This is a genomic window from uncultured Sneathiella sp., assembly GCF_963973085.1.
Taxonomy (GTDB): Bacteria; Pseudomonadota; Alphaproteobacteria; order Sneathiellales; family Sneathiellaceae; genus Sneathiella.
Genome location: NZ_CAXAXA010000001.1, coordinates 540,716 through 559,895 on the forward strand (window position 1 = coordinate 540,716; position 19,180 = coordinate 559,895).

At 57.8% G+C, this 19,180-nt stretch carries 15 protein-coding genes; 13 read left to right on the top strand and 2 right to left on the bottom strand.

From position 1 onward, the window contains the following. Nucleotides 1–3 precede the first annotated feature (3 nt). The gene (locus AACZ19_RS02565) at nt 4–1,248 is read right to left on the bottom strand and encodes an acyl-CoA dehydrogenase family protein (RefSeq protein ID WP_339630829.1); all 1,245 of its coding nucleotides are present in this window, start codon (nt 1,246–1,248) and stop codon (nt 4–6) included. Between the two features lie 105 nt (nt 1,249–1,353). On the opposite strand from AACZ19_RS02565, the gene AACZ19_RS02570 reads away from it, so the two are divergent. From AACZ19_RS02570 to AACZ19_RS02590, 5 genes are read left to right on the top strand one after another with little or no spacing between them, the layout of a single operon-like run. After that, nucleotides 1,354–2,565 (top strand): CaiB/BaiF CoA-transferase family protein, encoded by a 1,212-nt coding sequence (locus AACZ19_RS02570; protein WP_339630831.1) that lies wholly within the window; start codon nt 1,354–1,356, stop codon nt 2,563–2,565. Then, a complete protein-coding gene (locus AACZ19_RS02575; protein WP_339630833.1) occupies nt 2,562–3,395 on the top strand; it encodes an IclR family transcriptional regulator in 834 nt (277 codons plus the stop codon). The genes AACZ19_RS02570 and AACZ19_RS02575 overlap by 4 nt, the downstream gene beginning before the upstream one ends. Nucleotides 3,396–3,422: 27 nt before the next feature. Further along, nucleotides 3,423–4,514 (top strand): nitronate monooxygenase, encoded by a 1,092-nt coding sequence (locus AACZ19_RS02580; protein WP_339630835.1) that lies wholly within the window; start codon nt 3,423–3,425, stop codon nt 4,512–4,514. A 34-nt stretch (nt 4,515–4,548) separates the two neighbouring features. After that, a complete protein-coding gene (locus tag AACZ19_RS02585; RefSeq protein ID WP_339630836.1) occupies nt 4,549–5,724 on the top strand; it encodes an acyl-CoA dehydrogenase family protein in 1,176 nt (391 codons plus the stop codon). A 57-nt stretch (nt 5,725–5,781) separates the two neighbouring features. After that, nucleotides 5,782–8,019, top strand: coding sequence for an arylsulfatase (locus AACZ19_RS02590; protein WP_339630838.1), 2,238 nt, complete (start codon nt 5,782–5,784; stop codon nt 8,017–8,019). Nucleotides 8,020–8,053: 34 nt separating this feature from the next. Here AACZ19_RS02590 and AACZ19_RS02595 read toward each other — a convergent pair whose 3' ends face one another. Beyond that, nucleotides 8,054–9,688, bottom strand: a complete 1,635-nt coding sequence (locus AACZ19_RS02595; RefSeq protein WP_339630840.1) for an AMP-binding protein — start codon at nt 9,686–9,688, stop codon at nt 8,054–8,056. Nucleotides 9,689–9,966: 278 nt separating this feature from the next. On the opposite strand from AACZ19_RS02595, the gene eutB reads away from it, so the two are divergent. The 8 genes from eutB to AACZ19_RS02635 all read left to right on the top strand — a co-directional run bounded on the left by eutB (nt 9,967) and on the right by AACZ19_RS02635 (nt 19,126). Further along, nucleotides 9,967–10,983: a hydroxyectoine utilization dehydratase EutB gene (eutB, locus tag AACZ19_RS02600; protein ID WP_339630842.1), complete on the top strand. Its 1,017-nt coding sequence runs from the start codon at nt 9,967–9,969 to the stop codon at nt 10,981–10,983. Then, nucleotides 10,976–11,968: a cyclodeaminase gene (locus tag AACZ19_RS02605; RefSeq protein ID WP_339630844.1), complete on the top strand. Its 993-nt coding sequence runs from the start codon at nt 10,976–10,978 to the stop codon at nt 11,966–11,968. Before eutB ends, AACZ19_RS02605 begins: the two co-directional genes overlap by 8 nt. A gap of 28 nt (nt 11,969–11,996) precedes the next feature. After that, on the top strand, nt 11,997–13,169 hold the full coding sequence (gene doeA / locus AACZ19_RS02610; protein ID WP_339630845.1) for an ectoine hydrolase DoeA: 1,173 nt from the start codon (nt 11,997–11,999) through the stop codon (nt 13,167–13,169). Nucleotides 13,170–13,185: 16 nt separating this feature from the next. Beyond that, a complete protein-coding gene (gene doeB, locus AACZ19_RS02615) occupies nt 13,186–14,178 on the top strand; it encodes a N(2)-acetyl-L-2,4-diaminobutanoate deacetylase DoeB (protein WP_339630847.1) in 993 nt (330 codons plus the stop codon). A gap of 131 nt (nt 14,179–14,309) precedes the next feature. Then, the gene (locus AACZ19_RS02620; RefSeq protein ID WP_339630849.1) at nt 14,310–15,884 is read left to right on the top strand and encodes an AMP-binding protein; all 1,575 of its coding nucleotides are present in this window, start codon (nt 14,310–14,312) and stop codon (nt 15,882–15,884) included. A gap of 1 nt (nt 15,885) precedes the next feature. Continuing rightward, nucleotides 15,886–16,875, top strand: coding sequence for a nitronate monooxygenase (locus AACZ19_RS02625; RefSeq protein ID WP_339630851.1), 990 nt, complete (start codon nt 15,886–15,888; stop codon nt 16,873–16,875). A 100-nt stretch (nt 16,876–16,975) separates the two neighbouring features. Further along, on the top strand, nt 16,976–17,986 hold the full coding sequence (locus tag AACZ19_RS02630) for a lipid A deacylase LpxR family protein (protein WP_339630852.1): 1,011 nt from the start codon (nt 16,976–16,978) through the stop codon (nt 17,984–17,986). A gap of 69 nt (nt 17,987–18,055) precedes the next feature. Further along, complete coding sequence (locus AACZ19_RS02635) at nt 18,056–19,126, top strand: saccharopine dehydrogenase (protein WP_339630854.1); 1,071 nt, start codon at nt 18,056–18,058, stop codon at nt 19,124–19,126. Nucleotides 19,127–19,180 lie beyond the last annotated feature (54 nt).

Here is a 19,180-nt window from a genome sequence, read left to right on the forward strand (position 1 = left end):
TTCCTAAAATCCCTCGGGGGCAATATAAGGACAGTCCGCAATCGACCATTCCGGCACCGGCTCGGTCTTGTATATCTGTCGCAAATGAACTTCATCCGGACCGTCGCCGATACGAAACCAGCGTGCGTAGGAATGCGCATGATGGATGAGAGTGTCATCGGTGCCACCCATAGCGCCGAAAAGCTGGATCGCACGGTCTGTCACCTTTTGCAGCATCCGTGGCGTCGCCACCTTGACTTGCGAGACGATCCGCCAAGTGTTCTTGTCCGGGCTGGTATCCAGCAACCATGCCGCCTTCTGGATAAACAGGCGGTTGAGATCGATATCGATGCGGGCCTCGGCAATCCATTTTTGCACAGTATCATATTCGATGATGGTTCGCCCGAATGTCTTACGCTCATGCGCGCGGGCGACCATCTGCGCCAGCACCATCTCGGCCATGCCGATGCAGCGCATGGCATGATGAATCCGCGCCGGTCCCAGACGAACCTGCGCGCCCTTGAAGCCTTGCCCCCGCTCCCCGAGGAGATTTTCGGCCGGCACACGAACATTCTCAAGCCGGAACTGGCCGATCGGCGCGACGAAATCGGCCCAACCCATGAACCGAAGCTCGCGTTCCAGCGTCAGACCGGGCGTGCCGATGGGCACGATAACCATGCTGTGTTGGCCTGTACGCCCTGCGTCCGGATCGGAAACGCCCATAACGATAAGGAAGGAGCAATCGGGATGCGCGCCACCCGTCGCAAACCATTTGCGCCCGTTCAACACCCAGTCATCGCCATCGCGTTCAATCCGGGTTTCAATATTGGTGGCATCGGAGGAGGCAACATCCGGTTCGGTCATGGCAAATGCCGACCGGGTTTCCCCGTTCAACAACGGGTTCAGCCATTTTTTCTTCTGATCCGGTGTCGCCAAAGATTGAAGCATCGCCATGTTCGGGACTTCCGGTGCATGGCAATTAAAGGCCTGCGAGCCCCAGGGCAAGCGGCCGAGAATTTCAGCAATGGGCGCAAAATCGAGATTTGTCAGCTTTGTTCCGGGTTCACCCTTGGCGAGATTGGGCAGCGCCAGGTTCCACAGGCCAAGCTCTTTCGCCTTGGCCTGAATGTCCTTGATGAAAAGAGGGGGCTTTTTTTCGTGGCAAACGGTTTGCACCCATTCGCGATGGCGCGGCAGCATTTCCCTGTCGAAGAATTCCTCGGCACGCAGCCGGATTTCCTCGGATTCCGGAGTCAAATTGAAATTCATATTCCCTGTCGTCTAATTTATTTTTATATTTGACTAGTTTGTTTTATATATAGTAACAAATCATGTCAATAGCTACAAAAATAAAAACAGCCTTTGGGAATTCGAATGACAAACGACAGCCAATCCGGGCCCCTCTCCGGCCTGCGTATTCTTGATATCGCCACGATTATTGCGGCCCCTTTCGCCGGTACTTTGCTGGCCGATTTCGGTGCCGATGTAGTCAAGCTGGAGCTTCCGGGAACGGGTGACGGCATGCGCGGATTCCCCCCGTTCAAGGACGGAAAATCCCTCTGGTGGAAGGCGGCGAATCGCGGCAAGCAATTTGGCACGCTGGACCTGCGCAAGAAGGAAGGCGCCGAGCTTCTCCTGAAAATGCTGCCCGAGTTCGACGTACTGATCGAGAATTTCAAGCCCGGCACGCTGGACCGCTGGGGCCTCGATATCGAGACTTTGTGGAAGGCCAACCCGAAACTCGTGGTGTTGCGGACAACCGCCTTTGGCCAGACCGGTCCCTATATCGGCAAGCCCGGCTTCGCCCGGATCTTCGAGGCGATGGGCGGCCTGACCCATATCACTGGCGATACGGACCGCCCGCCAATGCATACGGGCTACCCTATTTCCGATGCCTTTGGCGGCGTGTTCGGTGCGATGGCCATTCTCGCCGCGATGTTCAAGGTAGCGCGGGAGGAACCGGCCAAAGGGGAAGAGATTGACCTTTCCTTGACCGAGGCAACCTTCCGCCTGCTCGATTTCCTTGCCATCGAATACGACCAACTCGGTGTAGTACGTGAGCGCAGTGGCAACAGGAACCAGTATTCCGCCCCGTCGGATGTGTATCTTACGAGTGACAAGAAGTATGTCTCCCTCGCCGGCAGCACGAACGCGACCTTCAAGGGAAATGCCACCGCCGTCGGCCGGCCGGATCTGCTGGACGATCCGCGATTCGCCACAAATAACCTCCGGGTCGAGAATGCGGCGGAACTCGACAAGATTTTTGGCAATTTCATCGCCACCCATACCCTTGATGAGGTCGTCGAGGCGTTTGACAAGGCCAAGGGGACGGTAGCCCCGATCTATTCAGTCGAGCAAATCTTCAATGATCCGCAATATCAGGCCCGCAACGCGATTGTATCCGTTCCCGATGAAGATTTCGGTTCTGTCCGCCTGCAAAATGTGGTTCCCCGATTTACTCGTAATCCGGGCAGTGTAAAGTGGACTGCCAAGGGACTTGGCGCGGACAATGACGCCGTGTTTGAAAAAGTCCTGGGATTGAGCAAAAACGAGATTAAAGCCTACCGGGAAAGAGGGATTATATGATCAGCGAGCAGACCAACCTGATAGCCCATGTCGAAAGACGTCGAGTTCCGTTGGACGAAATTGTCGATCGGGACAGTTCGCTCTCAACGACACTTATTCGCGGCCTTGATATCCTTGCCTGTTTCCTGGGTGGAGATCAGACACTGACCAACGCGGAGATTGCCAAGCGGGTCGGGATTAACAAGGCGACCGTCTCACGGCTTTGCAAGACACTGATCGCGCTTCATTATCTGCGGCGCGCCCCCCAAGGCGGCTTTCAGCTCGCGCCCGGTCTGCTTGCCCTGTCTTACCCCATTCTTTCCAACATGAAATGGCGGCGGCAGGCCGTTAATCAGATGCAGGAATATGCAGAAATCGCGAAGGGCAACGTCTCTCTTGCCGTTTTTAACGGCGCAGATGCGGTCTATGTCCAGACCGTGGGTGACATCACCGATTTTCCGCATGTGCCGGAAATGGGTATGACCGTTCCCGTTGCGGAATCATCCACTGGCCGCTCTCTGCTTTCCTTGCTCTCCGATGAAGAACGCGCCGCCAAATATCTTGAAGTCGAAAGCATTTATCCGGACGCCGTGGAGCGCAACAAAGAGCGGATAAACCGGGCAATCGAAAGTTGCCAGACCAAGGGATATTGCATTTCTTACGGTGAATGGCGCGAGAATATCTACGCGATGTCGGCGCCCGTCGGCATCACCAAGGACGGCCTTGAGGTGACGTTGTCCTGCGGTATCCCTGCCTATCGTGCCCGCAAGGAAGACATCGAGAAAGACCTTGCGCCGCGTCTTGCATCGGTTGCGAAAAACCTGCGTCTTTTCAATATCTTCGGAAGCTGACTATAAGAAACAACAAGGATTAGAAAAATGGCTTTGAACACCCCGCTCGCCAGGAAAATGGGTATTAAATACCCCATCTTCGGACTAGCCCATAACATCGATGTCATGGTGGCGCTTGGCAAGGCGGGGGGTTATCCGGTGTTTGGTGCTGCGCGCAGCATGCCGGACGAAATCGCCGAGGAAGCCCGGATCATGAAGGACCGTCTCGGAGACCTGCCCTTCGGGATTGACCTGATGCTGCCGAGCACGGTTGGCGACGACACGGACCGGGAGGGAACGAAATCGAACCTGCCCGACGCCCACAAGGCCTTCGTCCAGAAGCTGACGGAAAAATATAAGGTTCCCGCCGCGACGAAACCGACCTTCTTTTCCTCGCAGATCCGTTCCCAGCAGCTGTTTGAGGAGCAAATGGCCGCAACGCTGGAATCCGGAGCCCACAGCTTCGCTTCCGCCGTCGGGATGCCGCCGGAAATGATCCAGCGAGCCAAGGATCACGGGAAAGTCACCTTCTCCCTCGTCGGGGCGCCGCGCCATGCGGAAAAGGCCAAGGCGGCCGGGGTCGATGTGATCGTCGCGCAAGGATATGACGCCGGTGGCCACACAGGTCCGATCGGCACCTTCTCCCTCGTGCCGCAGGTGGTTGAGGTCGCGGGCGATACGCCCGTGCTGGCGGCGGGCGGCGTGGGTCATGGTCGGCATATTGCCGCGTCCTTCGGGCTTGGTGCGCAAGGGGTCTGGCTGGGTACGGCCTGGCTCGCCTCCAAGGAACATGCGCTCTGTGATGCCCTGCTGAACAAGCTGCTTAAGGCGAATAGTCTGGATACGACAATCTCCCTCAGCCACAGCGGTAAGTCCTGCCGGATTGTCAAATCCGCCTGGTCCGAGGAATGGGACCGGCCGGACGCGCCGGAACCGCTCAAAATGCCGTATCAGCAGGTACTGACCGCCGATCTCGTCGCCGGGGTCAACGAACATGAGATCGAACCGCTGATCTATGAGGCGACCGGGCAAAGCATCGCCTGGTTCAACGAACTGAAAACCGTCGATGAAATCATGCAGCGGCTGGTGGGCGAGACAGAAGTGGCGCTCGCCAACATGCAACAGCAACTCGCCGGCTGATTCCGATCCAACAACAAATCAAAAAGAGATTCGAATGATACGTGATGCAAAAATACTGGAACAGCAACGCATGGAAGTCCGCGACTGGGTGGAAAAGGTTGCCATCCCGAACGAGGACCGCGTGGCCGAGCTTAATGAAGTGCCGCAGGACCTGGTCGATGACATGCAGGCGCGCGGCTATTTTGCCTGGGCCATCCCGGAAGAATATGGTGGGCTTGGCCTGACAACGGAGGAGCTGGTCCTGATGGCGTTTGAGCTGTCCTATTGCTCGGTTGCCTTTCGGGCGCGCGTTGGCTCCAACACCGGTATCGGCAGCGAATCCCTAATCGTCGACGGCACTGAAGAACAGAAACGCAAGTATCTCCCCAAACTGGCCGCTGGCGAGATTGTCGGCTGCTTTGCGCTCACCGAGCGCGAAGCCGGATCGCAGGCAACGGCGCTGACCACCACCGCCATCAAGAAGGGCAATCACTATGTGATGAACGGATCCAAGGCCTTCATCACCAATGCGCCGATTTCCGACCTTTTCACCGTTTTTGCCCGCACCAATCCAGAGGATGACAGCCACCGCGGTATTAGCGCTTTTCTGGTCGATCGCGACACGCCGGGCCTGACCGTCGGCGAGCAATATACAATGATGGGCCAGTCCGGCTCCCCTGTTTCCGAGGTGCATTTCGAGAATTGCGAGATTTCCCCGGACAGGCTGCTTGGCGGTGAAGAAGGGGTCGGCTTTAAAACCGCAATGAAGGCGCTCAACAAGCAGCGCATTCACCTCTCCGCACTCAGTACCGGACCGGCCATGCGGATGCTGGATGATGCGGCAAAATATTCCATGGAAAGAAAGCAGTTCGGTAATCCGATCAGCGATTTCCAGCTGATCCAGGCGATGATCGCCGACAGCCATGTGGATATCACTGCGACCCGCACCCTGATCCTTGACACGGCCCGCAAGCGCGATGAGGGCGTCGACATCACGCTGGAAGCCTCCATGTGCAAATATTTCGCGACCGAGATGTGCGGACGGATTGCCGACCGGGCGGTGCAGATTTTCGGCGGCTCCGGCTATGTCGCCGACTACAGCAGCATCGAACGCTTCTATCGCGATGTTCGCCTGTTCCGGCTATATGAAGGCACCAGCCAGATTCACCAGCTCAATATCGCCGGAAAGACCTTCGACCGCATCCGCAAGACCGGAAGTGTGCGAATCTGACCTCGCGTCACACCAAAGCAAATCAATAACGCGTAAAGCGAACGGGAGTAATAAAAAATGGAAGAGTACAAACCCCACTGGCCTGAACCACCAAAGGCACCGGAGGGCGCGCCGAACATCCTTGTCATTCTGTTCGATGATGTCGGCTTTTCTGATTTCGGCTGTTACGGCTCTCCCATCAAGACACCGACCATCGACAAACTTGCGGAGAAAGGCATCCGCTACACCGGTTTTCATACGACAGCCATGTGCTCGACGACGCGGGCAGCCCTGCTGACCGGACGGAACCATCATTCCGTCGGCGTCGGCTGCCTTGCGAATTTCGACAGCGGCCATCCGGGCTATCGCGGCAAGATCGCGAAATCGGCGGGCACGCTCGCCGAGATGCTGCGCCCCCACGCCTATCGCAACTATATGATCGGCAAATGGCATGTGAACCCGCTCAATGAAAGCGGCCCGACGGGCCCCTTCGATGGCTGGCCCTTGAACCGGGGATTTGATCGTTTCTACGGATTTCTCGACGCCGAAACCGATCAATACGCCCCGGAGCTGGTGCGCGACAACAGCCATATCGACCCGCCCGGCACCTATGAAACCGGCTATCACTTGACGGAGGATCTGGTCGATCAGTCTATCCGAATGCTCGCCGATCATAACGCGGGCGCAGAAGATAACCCCTGGCTTCTCTGGTGCGCCTTCGCTGCCTGCCACGCCCCGCATCAGGCGCCGAAAGACATCATCAAAAGCTATGATCCGATGTTTGAAGGCGGCTGGGACAAGGAACGCGAGCGCCGCCTTACCCGCCAGAAGGAGCTTGGCATCGTGCAGGAGAACACAGAAATGCCGCCGCGCAATGACGGCGTCAAGGCATGGGACGAGCATACGGCAGACGAGCACCGGCTCTATACCCGGCTGCAATCCGCCTATGCGGGCATGCTCGATCATACGGACCGGCATATTTCCCGGCTGATCGATTTTCTCGAAGAAACCGGCCAGATGGACAATACGCTGATCCTGGTTCTCTCCGATAACGGTGCCAGTCAGGAGGGCGGGCGCAACGGTCTTGTCAATGCCATGGGGCCGTTCAATCTCCGCCCGGAATCGATGGAGGAGAAGTTCGCACGGATCGAGGATATCGGAGGGCCCGATACCCATTCCAACTTCCCCCATGGCTGGGCCATGGCCGCCAACTCGCCGCTGAAACGCTACAAGCAGAACACCCATGGCGGCGGCATCCGCGATCCGCTGATCATCAGCTGGCCGAAGGGCCTTCCGGCGCGCGGTGAATTGCGGCATCAGTTTGCCCATTGCTCCGACGTGGTGCCGACCCTCCTCGATATCCTCAATATCGAGCCACCCGAAACCATCAACGGCGTCAAACAACAACCGATTGAGGGGCAGAGCTTCAAGGACAGCCTGCTGAACCCGGAGGCCCCAGCCCGCGACAAGCCGCAGTATTTCGAGATGTTCGGCCATCGCGGTATCTGGCAGGACGGCTGGAAAGCCGTCGCCTTTCATCCCATGGGCTCGGCCTTCGAGGAGGATCAATGGGAGCTCTATAATCTGGATGAGGATTTTTCCGAGAGCAAAGATCTTGCCGCGGAGCAACCAGAACGCCTGAAGACGATGATCGACAGTTGGTGGAAGGAAGCAAAAGAGAATCAGGTGCTGCCGCTGGATGATCGCTTCGCCCCACGCTTCGCCGAGAATGCGGAACGGTTACAGGGCGACCGGACCAAATTCGTCTTCCATCGTGGCGTCGGCCATATCCCCTCTGATGTGGCGCCGGACTTGCGCAGCCGCAACTATAGAATCGAAGCGGAAGCCGATGTCGAAAGCGAGAACAGCAACGGCGTCCTGATTGCCCATGGCGATACCACCTCAGGCTACAGCCTCTATATGAAGGACGGCCATCTTGTGCATGACCTCAATATCGGCGGCGAGCATGTTGTCGTCACCTCCGATAAGAAAGTGGCCCCGGGCCGCCGCCTGCTCGGCCTGAAGGTCGAAAGGCTGACGAAAGAGGAGAAGCCGCGCATGGGCAAGGGGATGGGGCAGAGCCGCTATACGCTGACCATCGATGGCGAGGACGCCGGCTCCGCCGAGAGCAACCTCGGGTTCTTCATGCTGATTTCCTGGTCCGGTTTGGACATCGGGCGGGATCGCGGCAATCCGGTCGGCGACTATGCCGCCCCGTTCGAGTTTGACGGTTTCCTGCGCAAGGTCACCATCCATATGGAGAAACAGACCCTGGACGGTGACGGCGTCGGCAAGGCGGAAATGTCGCGCGAATAATCCCGCGCCGTTTCGGTTTAATAGCGGGGAAGGATCACCCCTCCCCCCGCAGTTCCACCCGGCGGATCTTACCCGAGATCGTCTTCGGCAGGCTGTCGACAAACTCGATCTGCCGGGGATATTTATAGGGCGCCGTCAGGTTCTTGCAGAAATCCTGAATATCGGTCACAAGGTCCGGCCCCGCCTTCTCCGGTGATTTCAGAATGATATAAGCCTTTACAAGCTGCCCGCGTGTTTCATCGGGAATGCCGATCACGGCACTCTCGACAACCTCGGGATGCTCCAGAAGCGCGCTTTCCACCTCGAACGGGCTGATCCGGTAGGCGCCGGAACTGATCAGGTCATCGGCCCGTCCTTCGAACCAGATATAACCGTCCGCATCGCGCTTCGCGGTATCTCCGGTGTAGTACCAGCCATGGCGAAACGCCTCCCTGTCCGGCTCCCCGCCGGTATAATAGCCATCGAAAAGCCCGGGCGGCCAGCTATCCCCGTCCGTACGGATCGCAATATGCCCGACCTCGTTGTCCGGCTGGCGGTTGCCATCGTCATCGATGATGTCGATATCGAACCCCGGCACCGGCTTGCCCATGGAACCGAAACGGGTTTCCATTCCGGGGAAATTACCAACGATATTGATGGTTTCCGTCTGACCATAGCCGTCGGCGATAACATTGCCGGTATGCTTCTGCCAATAGCGGATGACCTCCGGGTTGAGCGGCTCTCCCGCGCCGAGGGAACGGCGCAGGGAGGAGAAATCATATTTTCCCAGATCCTGCTGCGCGAACAGGCGGTAAACGGTCGGCGGTGCACAGAAAGTGGCAACTTTCAAACGCTTGATCAGGTCCAGATGAAAATGCGGATCAAAGGCCCCCTCCCCGTCATAGAGTACGATCTTCGATCCGGCGAGCAGCGGCGGAAACAGCAGACCCCAGGCCGCCTTCGCCCAGCCGGTATCGGTCAGCGTCCAGTGCACATCGCCCTCACGCAGGTCCATCCAGAAAAGCGCCGTCGCCGCATGGGCGAGCGCATAACCGAAATCCCGCGGCACCATTTTCGGCATCGAGGTGGTGCCGGAGGTGAAATAGGCCATCATCATGTCCGAGGCGACGGTTGGCGGCGCGTCTTTTCGCGCCAACGTTGGGGAGGCCTTCGCCATCAGTTCATCAAGGGAGAGCCAGCCCGGGTGCGTGCCGCCGACGACGATAAAATGCTCAAGCGTCGGACAGTCGCCGCGCACGGCATCGACTTTCTCGCAATGCTCCGGCGTGACCACGACAAACCGCGCCTTGGACTTTTGTACGCGATAGGCGATATCCTTCGCGGTCAGCAGGTTCGTCCCCGGCATCGAAATCGCGCCCACCTTCATGCAGGCGAAAAGTACCGTATACCATTCCGGGATTCGGCCAATGACAAGGCAGCCGAAATCGCCCTTATTGATCCCGAGGGACAGGAACGCGTTTGCCAGCCGCGCGGAATCCTCCGCATAGTCGGAATAGCGGATATCCCGGATCGCCTCTCCGTCGCGGGAAACCGCAATCACCGCCACGCCATCATTCTCGGCCGCGCGGGCATCGATAATATCGAAGGCGAAATTGAAATCGTCAGGAATATCAATGTAATAGTCCTTGACTGCGGTTGAATAGTCCCGGTTAAAATTCTGCAAATCCATCGTCACCTCCCACACTGACGCCGCGCTTTTTTGCGCTTGTTTGGGCGATCATAACATAGGCCGTCCGCGTGGCATTCTTTTTTTGAAATCGAAATTTCCAAGACATTGCAAGCCGCAATCCACCCATCGGTATCAACCGCAAGCATTGACACGCCCTTATTTTTTCTTCATAGGCGGAATAAGGAAATATTTTAAACAGAATTTCCCGATTGCTGCACAGCTCCCGTCTTTCGACGTGTGTAGTTTGAAACTCATACATTGTAGATCAGGTTGATGCCATGTCAGATGTAATCACAATTGATGACATTCGCCGCGCCCGGCAGCGGATTGCCGGTATGGTCCGCGAGACACCGCTCGTCCATTCATCCACTCTGTCCGATATAACCGACGGAGATGTGTATCTCAAATATGAGCATCTTCAGATAACCGGCAGCTTCAAGCTGCGCGGTGCGACGAACGCCATCCGCGCCCTCTCAGCCGACGCGCGCGCAAAGGGTGTGATCGGTGTCTCCACCGGCAATCACGGCCGCGGCCTTGCCCATGCCGCGAAGCAGCTGGAGACCCGCTGCATTATCTGCATGTCCGAACTGGTGCCCGCCAACAAGGTCGAGGCCATTCGTGGTGAAGGCGCCGAAATCGTGATCATCGGCCGGTCTCAGGACGAGGCGCAGAAGGAAGTCGACCGGCGCGTGAAAGAAGACGGCATGACCATGCTGCCGCCTTTCGATCATGCGGATATTATCGCCGGGCAGGGAACGCTCGCCCTTGAAATGCTGGAGCAATTGCCGGACCTTGGAACGGTGATCGTCCCGCTGTCCGGCGGCGGCCTGATCGCCGGTATTGCCGTCGCCATGAAATCCACCAACCCTGATATTCGCGTCATCGGTGTCTCCATGGAACGCGGCGCGGCTATGATCGAGAGTCTGCGCGCAGGCAACCCGGTCGAGGTGGCTGAAGTGCCCACCCTCGCCGACTCGCTCGGCGGCGGCATCGGGCTCGGCAACCGCTATACTTTCGACATCGTACGGCAACATGTGGATGAGGTTGTTACCCTCACCGAAACCGAGATTGCCGACGCGATCCGCCATGCCTACTGGCAGGAGCGGCAAGTGATTGAGGGATCGGGAAGTGTCGGCATCGGCGCCCTGCTCACGGAAAAGGTCCGGCCGCAAGGGAAGACGGTTGCGCTCCTCAGCGGTTCCAACATCGACATGGCCCTGCATAAACGGATCATCGACGGGGAGAATGTCGATCCCGCAGCCGAGACAACAGGAGGGGACGCCGGAAATGCCTGAAATCACGATCCTGAACGAATCCGAACTACGGCGCGCGATACAGCTTGATAAGAGTGCGGTCGACTGCATTGAAAACGCCTTCCGGCTGCTGGCGACCGAAGCCGTGGAAATGCCACCGATCCTCAGCATGCATATCCCGGAGTATAACGGCGAGGTTGATGTCAAGACGGCCTATGTGCCGGGTATCCCCTCCTTCGCCGTGAAGATGAGCCCGGGCTTTTTCGACAATCCCAAGATGGGCCTGCCGAGTGTCAACGGCCTGATGGTGGTTTTCGCGGCGCAAACCGGGCTGGTCGAAGCCCTCCTGCTTGATAACGGTTATCTCACGGATGTCCGCACAGCGGCGGCGGGGGCAGTGGCGGCAAAATGGCTGGCGCGGGAAGATGCGAACACCGCCGGCATTGTCGGCGCCGGGACGCAAGCGCGGCTTCAGCTCAAGGCCCTGACCCTTGTCCGCAAGATAGAAAAGGCGCTGATCTGGGCGCGCGATTCCGCGAAAGCCGAAATCTGCGCGCGGGAATGCGCCGATACGCTTGGCATAGAGGTGACGGCAACCCCGTCCCTCGATGACCTTGCAGCGACAAGCGATATAATCGTGACCACAACGCCAGCGAGCGAGCCTGTCCTCACGAAAGCGCATCTCCGCCCGGGACAGCATATCACTGCCATGGGATCGGACGCGCCCTACAAGGGGGAACTGGCGCCGGACATCCTGACGGCTGCTGATCTCTATGTCTGTGACCGCCAGGCGCAATGCGTGACGCAAGGGGAGCTTCGCCGTGCCGTCGAAGAGGGGCTGATTGCGGCAAATCGCAGTTTTCCGGAGCTATCAGACGTAATTATTGGAGAAAGTGTCGGACGGCAAACAGCAACCGACATTACAATCTGCGATCTGACAGGTATGGGTATCCAGGATACCGCCATCGCAGCCGAGGCGGTGCGCATCGCGGCAAGCCAGCAGGCAGGAAGCCGTTTTATTAGCTGAAATCGTATTTTTTACAGGGGACTGTGTTATGGATCTGCCCTTTAGCCTTGATGAGTATGCGGACCGGATGGCCAAGGCGCGCCACTCCATGCAGGAACAGGGAATCGAGCTTCTGATCGTCACTGATCCGTCCAATATGGCTTGGTTGACGGGCTATGACGGCTGGTCTTTCTATGTTCATCAATGTGTGCTGCTGTCCCTGGACGGACCGCCGATCTGGTACGGGCGGGAACAGGATGCCAATGGCGCGAAACGCACAGTCTTCATGGATCACGGCAATATCCATTATTATGAAGATCACTATGTCCAGTCGACGGAGCGCCATCCGATGGAGCCGCTGTGCATGTTGATCGAGGAGAAAGGCTGGGACAAGCAACATATTGGCGTTGAGATGGACAATTACTATTTCACCGCTGCGGCCTATGCGTCCCTGCTGACCAATCTGCCGAATGCGAAATTTCAGGATGCCACTGCCCTTGTCAACTGGTGCCGTGCCGTCAAATCCGAGCAGGAGCTGGTCTATATGAGACGCGCTGGACGGATTGTCGAGGAAATGCACAAGCGCATCGTCGAGGTGATCGAACCAGGCATCCACAAGAACACACTGGTTTCCGAGATTTATGCGACCGGCATCAACGGCACCGACAGTTTTGGCGGTGATTACCCGGCGATTGTCCCGCTGCTGCCCTCGGGCGCCGATGCCGCCGCGCCGCATCTCACCTGGGATGACAAGCCGATGAAGAACAACGAAGGCACCTTCTTCGAGATTGCGGGCTGTTACAGACGCTATCACGTGCCGCTCTCGCGCACGGTGTTTCTCGGCAAACCGCCGCAACAGTTTCTGGATGCCGACAAGGCTGTACAGGAAGGCATGGAGGCCGGGCTTGAAGTGGCGATACCGGGAAACCTGTGTGAGGATATCGCAACCGCCTTTTTTGCCGTTCTCATAAAGTATGGCATTATCAAGAACAACCGGACCGGATATCCCATCGGTATCAGCTATCCCCCGGACTGGGGCGAGCGCACGATGAGCCTCAGGCCCGGCGATAAAACAGTACTGGAAGCGGGCATGACCTTTCATTTCATGACCGGGCTCTGGATGCAGGACTGGGGACTTGAAACAACGGAAAGCATCGTCATAACGGACGACGGGCCGGTGTGCCTGGCCAACGTACCCCGCGCCCTTGTTGTGAAGAACTAGAAGACAGGATTTTAAAATGTTGATCCGCAACCCGATCACGCCGACCATCGACTATGAGAAGGACGGCATCCAGCATGGCTATCTGAAGCTGCCCCATTCCTACGACGGATCAGCCTGGGGCTCACTGATGATCCCGATCACCGTCATGAAACGCGGCGACGGCCCAACGGCCCTGCTCACGGGCGGCAATCACGGCGATGAGTATGAGGGGCCGATTGCGCTGTTCAACCTGTCGAATGAGATCGAGCTTTCCGACATTACGGGCCGGGTGATTATCGTGCCGGCGATGAATTACCCCGCCTTCCGGGCGGCCTCGCGCACCTCGCCCATCGATGGCGGCAATATGAACCGTATTTTCCCCGGCAACCCGAGAGGGTCGGTCACCGAGAAAATCGCCGATTATTTCCAGCGGACGTTGCTGCCCATGGCGGATTATGTCCTTGATCTGCATTCAGGCGGAAAAACCCTCGATTTCGTGCCGTTCTGCGCGGCCCATGTCTTGCCAAACGCGGAACAGCAATCACATTGCGTCGCCGCGATGGAGGCGTTCAATGCCCCCTATTCCATGATGCTACGGGAAGTCGATGCGACGGGGATGTATGACAGCGCCGCCGAGGAAATGGGAAAGGTTTTTATTTCTACAGAACTGGGCGGCGGCGGATCAGCAACCTCCCATACCGTTGCAATTGCCAGGAAAGGCATCCGTAATTTCCTGATGCATGCGGAAATCCTGGCGGGAGAGCCCGAAAAATCGGAAAGCATCAGCCTCCATATGCCCGATGATGACTGCTATATCTCCTGCGAGGCGGGCGGGCTTCTTGAATTCTGCTGCGAGCTTGGCGATCGCGTCAAGAAGGGGCAACTGCTTGCCCGCGTTCATGATTACGAACGTACGGGGCGGGCGCCGATGAATTATGTCAGCCTGCGCGATGGCGTCCTGTCGGCACGGCATTATCCGTGCCTGATCCAGATCGGCGATATCGTCGCCGTTATTGGTGAGGAAAACTGAGAGCCCTGCACACATCGGCAACGCTGAGCTTTTCCCTTGATAAATGACCTCCGTACGGTCAACAATGATCTCCTCTCATCAGAGTCAAGGCGACAATAAATAATAACGGCTTTAAGGCTTGCGGAGGAAAAATGCGAAATCTGAATTATCTGGACCTTCTGGATCGGGCAAGTCGTACCGCCAAGGACCGCGCAGCCCTTATCGACGAGACGGGAACTCTAAGCCATAAAGAACTGACCTCCCTGACCAACTGTATCGCTAACAAATTGCTGGCCAGCGATTTTGCGCCCGAAACCCCGTTTGCGGTGTTGAGCCCGAATACCAACCTTGCCCTCGCAACGATTATCGGCGGGATGCGTGCGGGCGGTGCCTGGAGCAATGTCAACCTCCGCTCCGGCGTGCATGTGAATACGGACGTGCTCAATCGTGGGGGCTGCAAGGCGCTTTTTTTCGATAGCGGTATCCAGGACCAGATACCGGCAATGCTGGCCGGCGCACCGTCGATTGAGGTTGTCGTCTGCCTTGACCGGCAGATCGGCGATATCCCCTCGCTTGAACAATTCATCGCCAATGCCTCCGACCGGCCGGTCAATGTTCACCTGTCGGCGGACGGAACCGGGTTCCAGGGTTCCACCGGTGGCACGACCGGCGCCCCCAAGATCACCCAGGCGGGGCAGGATTTTCTGGCCTGGGATGTCCTCGGCTTCATGACAGCGCTGACCGATTTCGATCTTGATCATCCGCCGGTCAATCTCTCCGTCGCACCGATCACCCATGCGGGCGGCATTGTCGCCATGGCCGCGCTGGCCCAGGGCGGTACCGTAGTGATGATGTCCGTCGCCGATCCGGAGCAGATTCTCGACAACATCCCGCGCCACAAGGTGTCGCTACTGTTCCTGCCGCCGACGGTCATCTATATCCTGATGAACCACCCAAAATGCCGGGAAACGGATTTTTCGAGCCTGCGTTACCTGATCTCGGCAGCGGCCCCATTTGCCGTGGAGAAAATAGCCCGCGCCCACGCGATTTTCGGCCCCGTCGTCTGTCAGTCATACGGGCAGACAGAGTCCGGCTTCCCCCTCACCTTCCTGTCGCCGACCGCCGTCACCGAAGCACTAAAAAATGAGAAATTGGCACCGCGCCTCAAATCGGTCGGCCTGCCGACGGCAACGATCAGCTGCATTGAGATCATGAATGACGAGGGCGAATTGCTTGGACCGGACGACGTCGGCGAGATTGTCCTGAAAGGACCAACGGTCATGTTCCGCTACATCAATGATCCAGAAGCAACAGCCGCCATTCAAAAGGACGGTTGGCAGCATACCGGCGACCTCGGCTATCGCGATGCGGACGGCTACATCTACATCAGCGACCGCAAGCGCGACCTGATCATCAGTGGCGGGTTCAATGTCTTCCCGCTGGAGGTGGAGCAGGTTCTAGCCCAGCACTCTGCAGTGCAGGACTGCGCGGTCATTGGCGTGCCGGATGAAAAATGGGGAGAAGCCGTCAAGGCCGTGGTGGAGCGCGCGCCGGGAACCAGTGTCAGCGCCGAGGAACTGATTGCACTTTGCAAAGAAAAGCTCGGCAGTGTGATGGCCCCGAAATCTGTCGATTTTATTGACCAGCTCCCGAGAAGCGCGGTCGGCAAGGTCTTGAAACGTGACCTACGCGCCCAGTATTGGGAGAACCGGGAGACACGTATCTGATATGACGACACATGATTTTACGGCGCTGAAAAGCAGTTTGCGCCTGCCTCTGATTGCCGCCCCCATGTTCCTGGTTTCCGGGGTGGAGTTGGTCGTTGCAACCTGCGCGGCGGGGGTCATCGGCTCCTTCCCGACGGCCAACTGCCGGAGCACGGAGGAACTGGACCACTGGATCACGGAGATTGACGAACGGCTGGGGACGGCGGCAGCAAAGGGAGCGTCAAAGGTTGCGCCCTATTGCCCCAACCTCATTGTCCATAAATCAAATACCCGCGTCATGGAGGACCTTGATGTGTTACTCCGTCACCGGCCGAAAATCGTCATCACTAGTGTCGGCCCACCGACGCCGGTTCTGGAACCGCTACATGATATCGGCACGCTCGTCTTTTCCGATGTCGCGACCGTGCATCATGCCGAAAAGGCCGTTGCCGCCGGGGCAGACGGGCTTGTGCTGCTGACGGCGGGCGCCGGAGGCCAGACCGGCTGGATCAACCCGTTCGTGTTCGTGCAGGATGTCCGCCGTTTCTTTGACGGCCCGATCGTGCTCGCCGGTGGCATTACGGACGGTCGCAGCCTTCACGTGGCCGAGGCGCTGGGATGTGATCTCGGCTATATGGGCACCCGGTTTATCGCCACCAAAGAAAGCATGGCGAGCCCGGTCTACAAGCAAATGCTGGTTGACTCGCGGGCGGACGATATCCTGCTTACCAAAGCCTTTACCGGCTTGCCTGCGAATATGCTGAAAGCCTCCATCCTGCGGGCCGGGCTCGATCCGGACAACCTGGAGGAACGCGGCAGTATCGATATTGCCAAGGACATTAATCCCGAAGCACGGAAATCCGATCCGAAGCGCTGGAAGGATATCTGGTCTGCCGGGCATACGGTTTCCGGCGTCAGTGCCATCACGACAACGGAAGAGCTGATCGTGGAAATCACCGACGAATACGCCGCCGCCCGTAGCGCAGAAAAGGCCAGATTAAGCGACGCCTAGCCCGACCACCCCTGCCTATTTGAGAAAATAAATGCGCTTGGGGGGAAAATCGCATATACATGAACATATTATCACCATGATCCAGGGATAATTCCTCCCGATGAAATTTTTTCGACCCGTCATCTTTGCCACCGGGCTGTTGCTATCGTTGGGCACATATGCCTCTGCTAATGACGTCATTGAGACGGAAGAGGCCGAAGAAGGCACCTTTACGTTTGTTCTGGAAAATGACCTGTTCTTTGGACTGGACCAGGACTATACGAATGGCGTTCAGCTTGCGTGGATGTCCGAACCGGATTATGCGCCGGTCTGGGCACTGAAGGCGGCCAGATTACTCCCGTTCTTTCCAGAAGACGGGCTGGTTCGCTCCAGCTACGCCATCGGCCAGAATATGTATACGCCGAATGATATCTCCGACCCTGACCCGCCGCTTGACGAGCGTCCCTATGCCGGCTGGCTTTACGGCGCCGTCGGGATCGTGGTGGAAACCGGGGAAAAACAGCTGGATCAGCTTCAACTTCAATTCGGTATCGTCGGGCCGTCTTCGCTTGCCGAACAGTCACAGGAATTCATCCATAAGGTTGTTGGTTCGCCCAAACCGCAGGGATGGGATACGCAGCTTAAGGACGAACCCGGACTGGTGCTGACCTACCAGCGGAGCTGGCGGGCGCTGGTTTCCCAGGAGATTGCTGGTATTTCCGTCGATGTGACCCCGCATGTCGGCGGAGCGCTCGGCAATATTTACACCTACGCCAACGCGGGCGCGACATTGCGCTTCGGCTGGAACCTGCCGAATGACTATGGGCCGCCGCGCATTCAACCGGGCCTTCCCGGGTCCGGCTTTTTCGAGCAAACGGACGATGTCGGCCTGTATTTCTTCGCTGGTCTTGACGCCCGTGCCGTTGCGCATAACATCTTCCTCGATGGCAATACCTTCAGGGACAGCCGCAGTGTGGACAAGGAGCCTTTCGTCGGCGATGCGCAAGTTGGGGTGGCAGTTACCCTTCGCTCTGCCCGACTGGCGTTTACGCATGTCTTCCGGTCACGTGAATACAAGGGTCAATCCAACCCGGACGAATTCGGGGCGATCAGCTTGTCCGTCCCTTTTTAAGGAAGGGTCGTTTCGCAGCTTTAAACTCCCGTCAATTCACGTTAAAGATAAGGAAGTGAGGAGAAGGATATGACCCATATCTGGGTACGCGCCGAGCAGCGAGAGAATGAGCAACGGGTCGGCATCACTCCGGAAGGGGTTCGGGCCCTGATGGCGGCGGGAATGTCCGTCACGGTGGAAGAATCAAGCTGCCGCGCCATTCCCATTGAGGACTATCGCAAGACGGGATGCGAGATAGCGACGGAAGGAAGCTGGCCGGACGCGCCGACGGACGCCATCATTTTCGGCCTCAAGGAACTGCCGGAAAGCGACTCTCCGCTTCCGCATCGCCATATCATGTTCGGTCATGCCTACAAGGGACAGGCGGATGGTCCTGCCCTCCTCCGCCGGTTCAAGGCAGGCGGAGGCACGCTATATGATCTTGAGTACCTCACCGACGAGAATGGCCGCCGTGTCGCCGCGTTTGGCTACTGGGCGGGCTTCGCCGGAGCAGCCATCGGGCTGATGGTCTGGATCGAGGAGAAGCGCGGCGCCGGTCCAGGCCCGGAGAGAGTGAGCGTTTATCCGGGCCGCGATGCGCTTGTGAGCGAACTGCAAAAAAATCTTGCGGCCATTATGAAAACCGGTGCGGTGACGCCGAACGCGATTGTCATCGGCGCACTGGGGCGCGTCGGCACGGGCGCGAGCGATTGCCTCGAAGCGCTCGGCCTTGATGTCCTGAAATGGGATATGGCGGAAACAGCACACGGCGGCCCCTTCCCGGAAATTCTCGATCGCGATATCTTCGTGAACTGTATCCTTGCCCGCGATGGTGTGCCGGTGTTCGTGCCGAAATCCGCGCTGACGGGTGAGCGGCGGCTTTCGGTGATCGCCGATGTCTCCTGTGATCCGAGCAGCCCGTTCAATCCCATCCCGATATATGATCACGCCACGTCTTTTGATCATCCGGTGATCCGCGTTGCGAAGGCGCCACCGCTCGACGTGATGGCCATCGACAACCTGCCGTCCCTGCTGCCGGTGGAAAGCAGCGAGGATTATGCGGCGCAACTGCTACCGTCCCTCAAGACGCTGGACCGGATAGAGAAAGGAGTCTGGGCCCGCGCCAAGGAAATCTTCGAGACTTATGCCGCGAAGGTATGATCGAAAAAGCAAATCAATTTCAATATATTACGGCGCATTTCTTCAGTAATAATA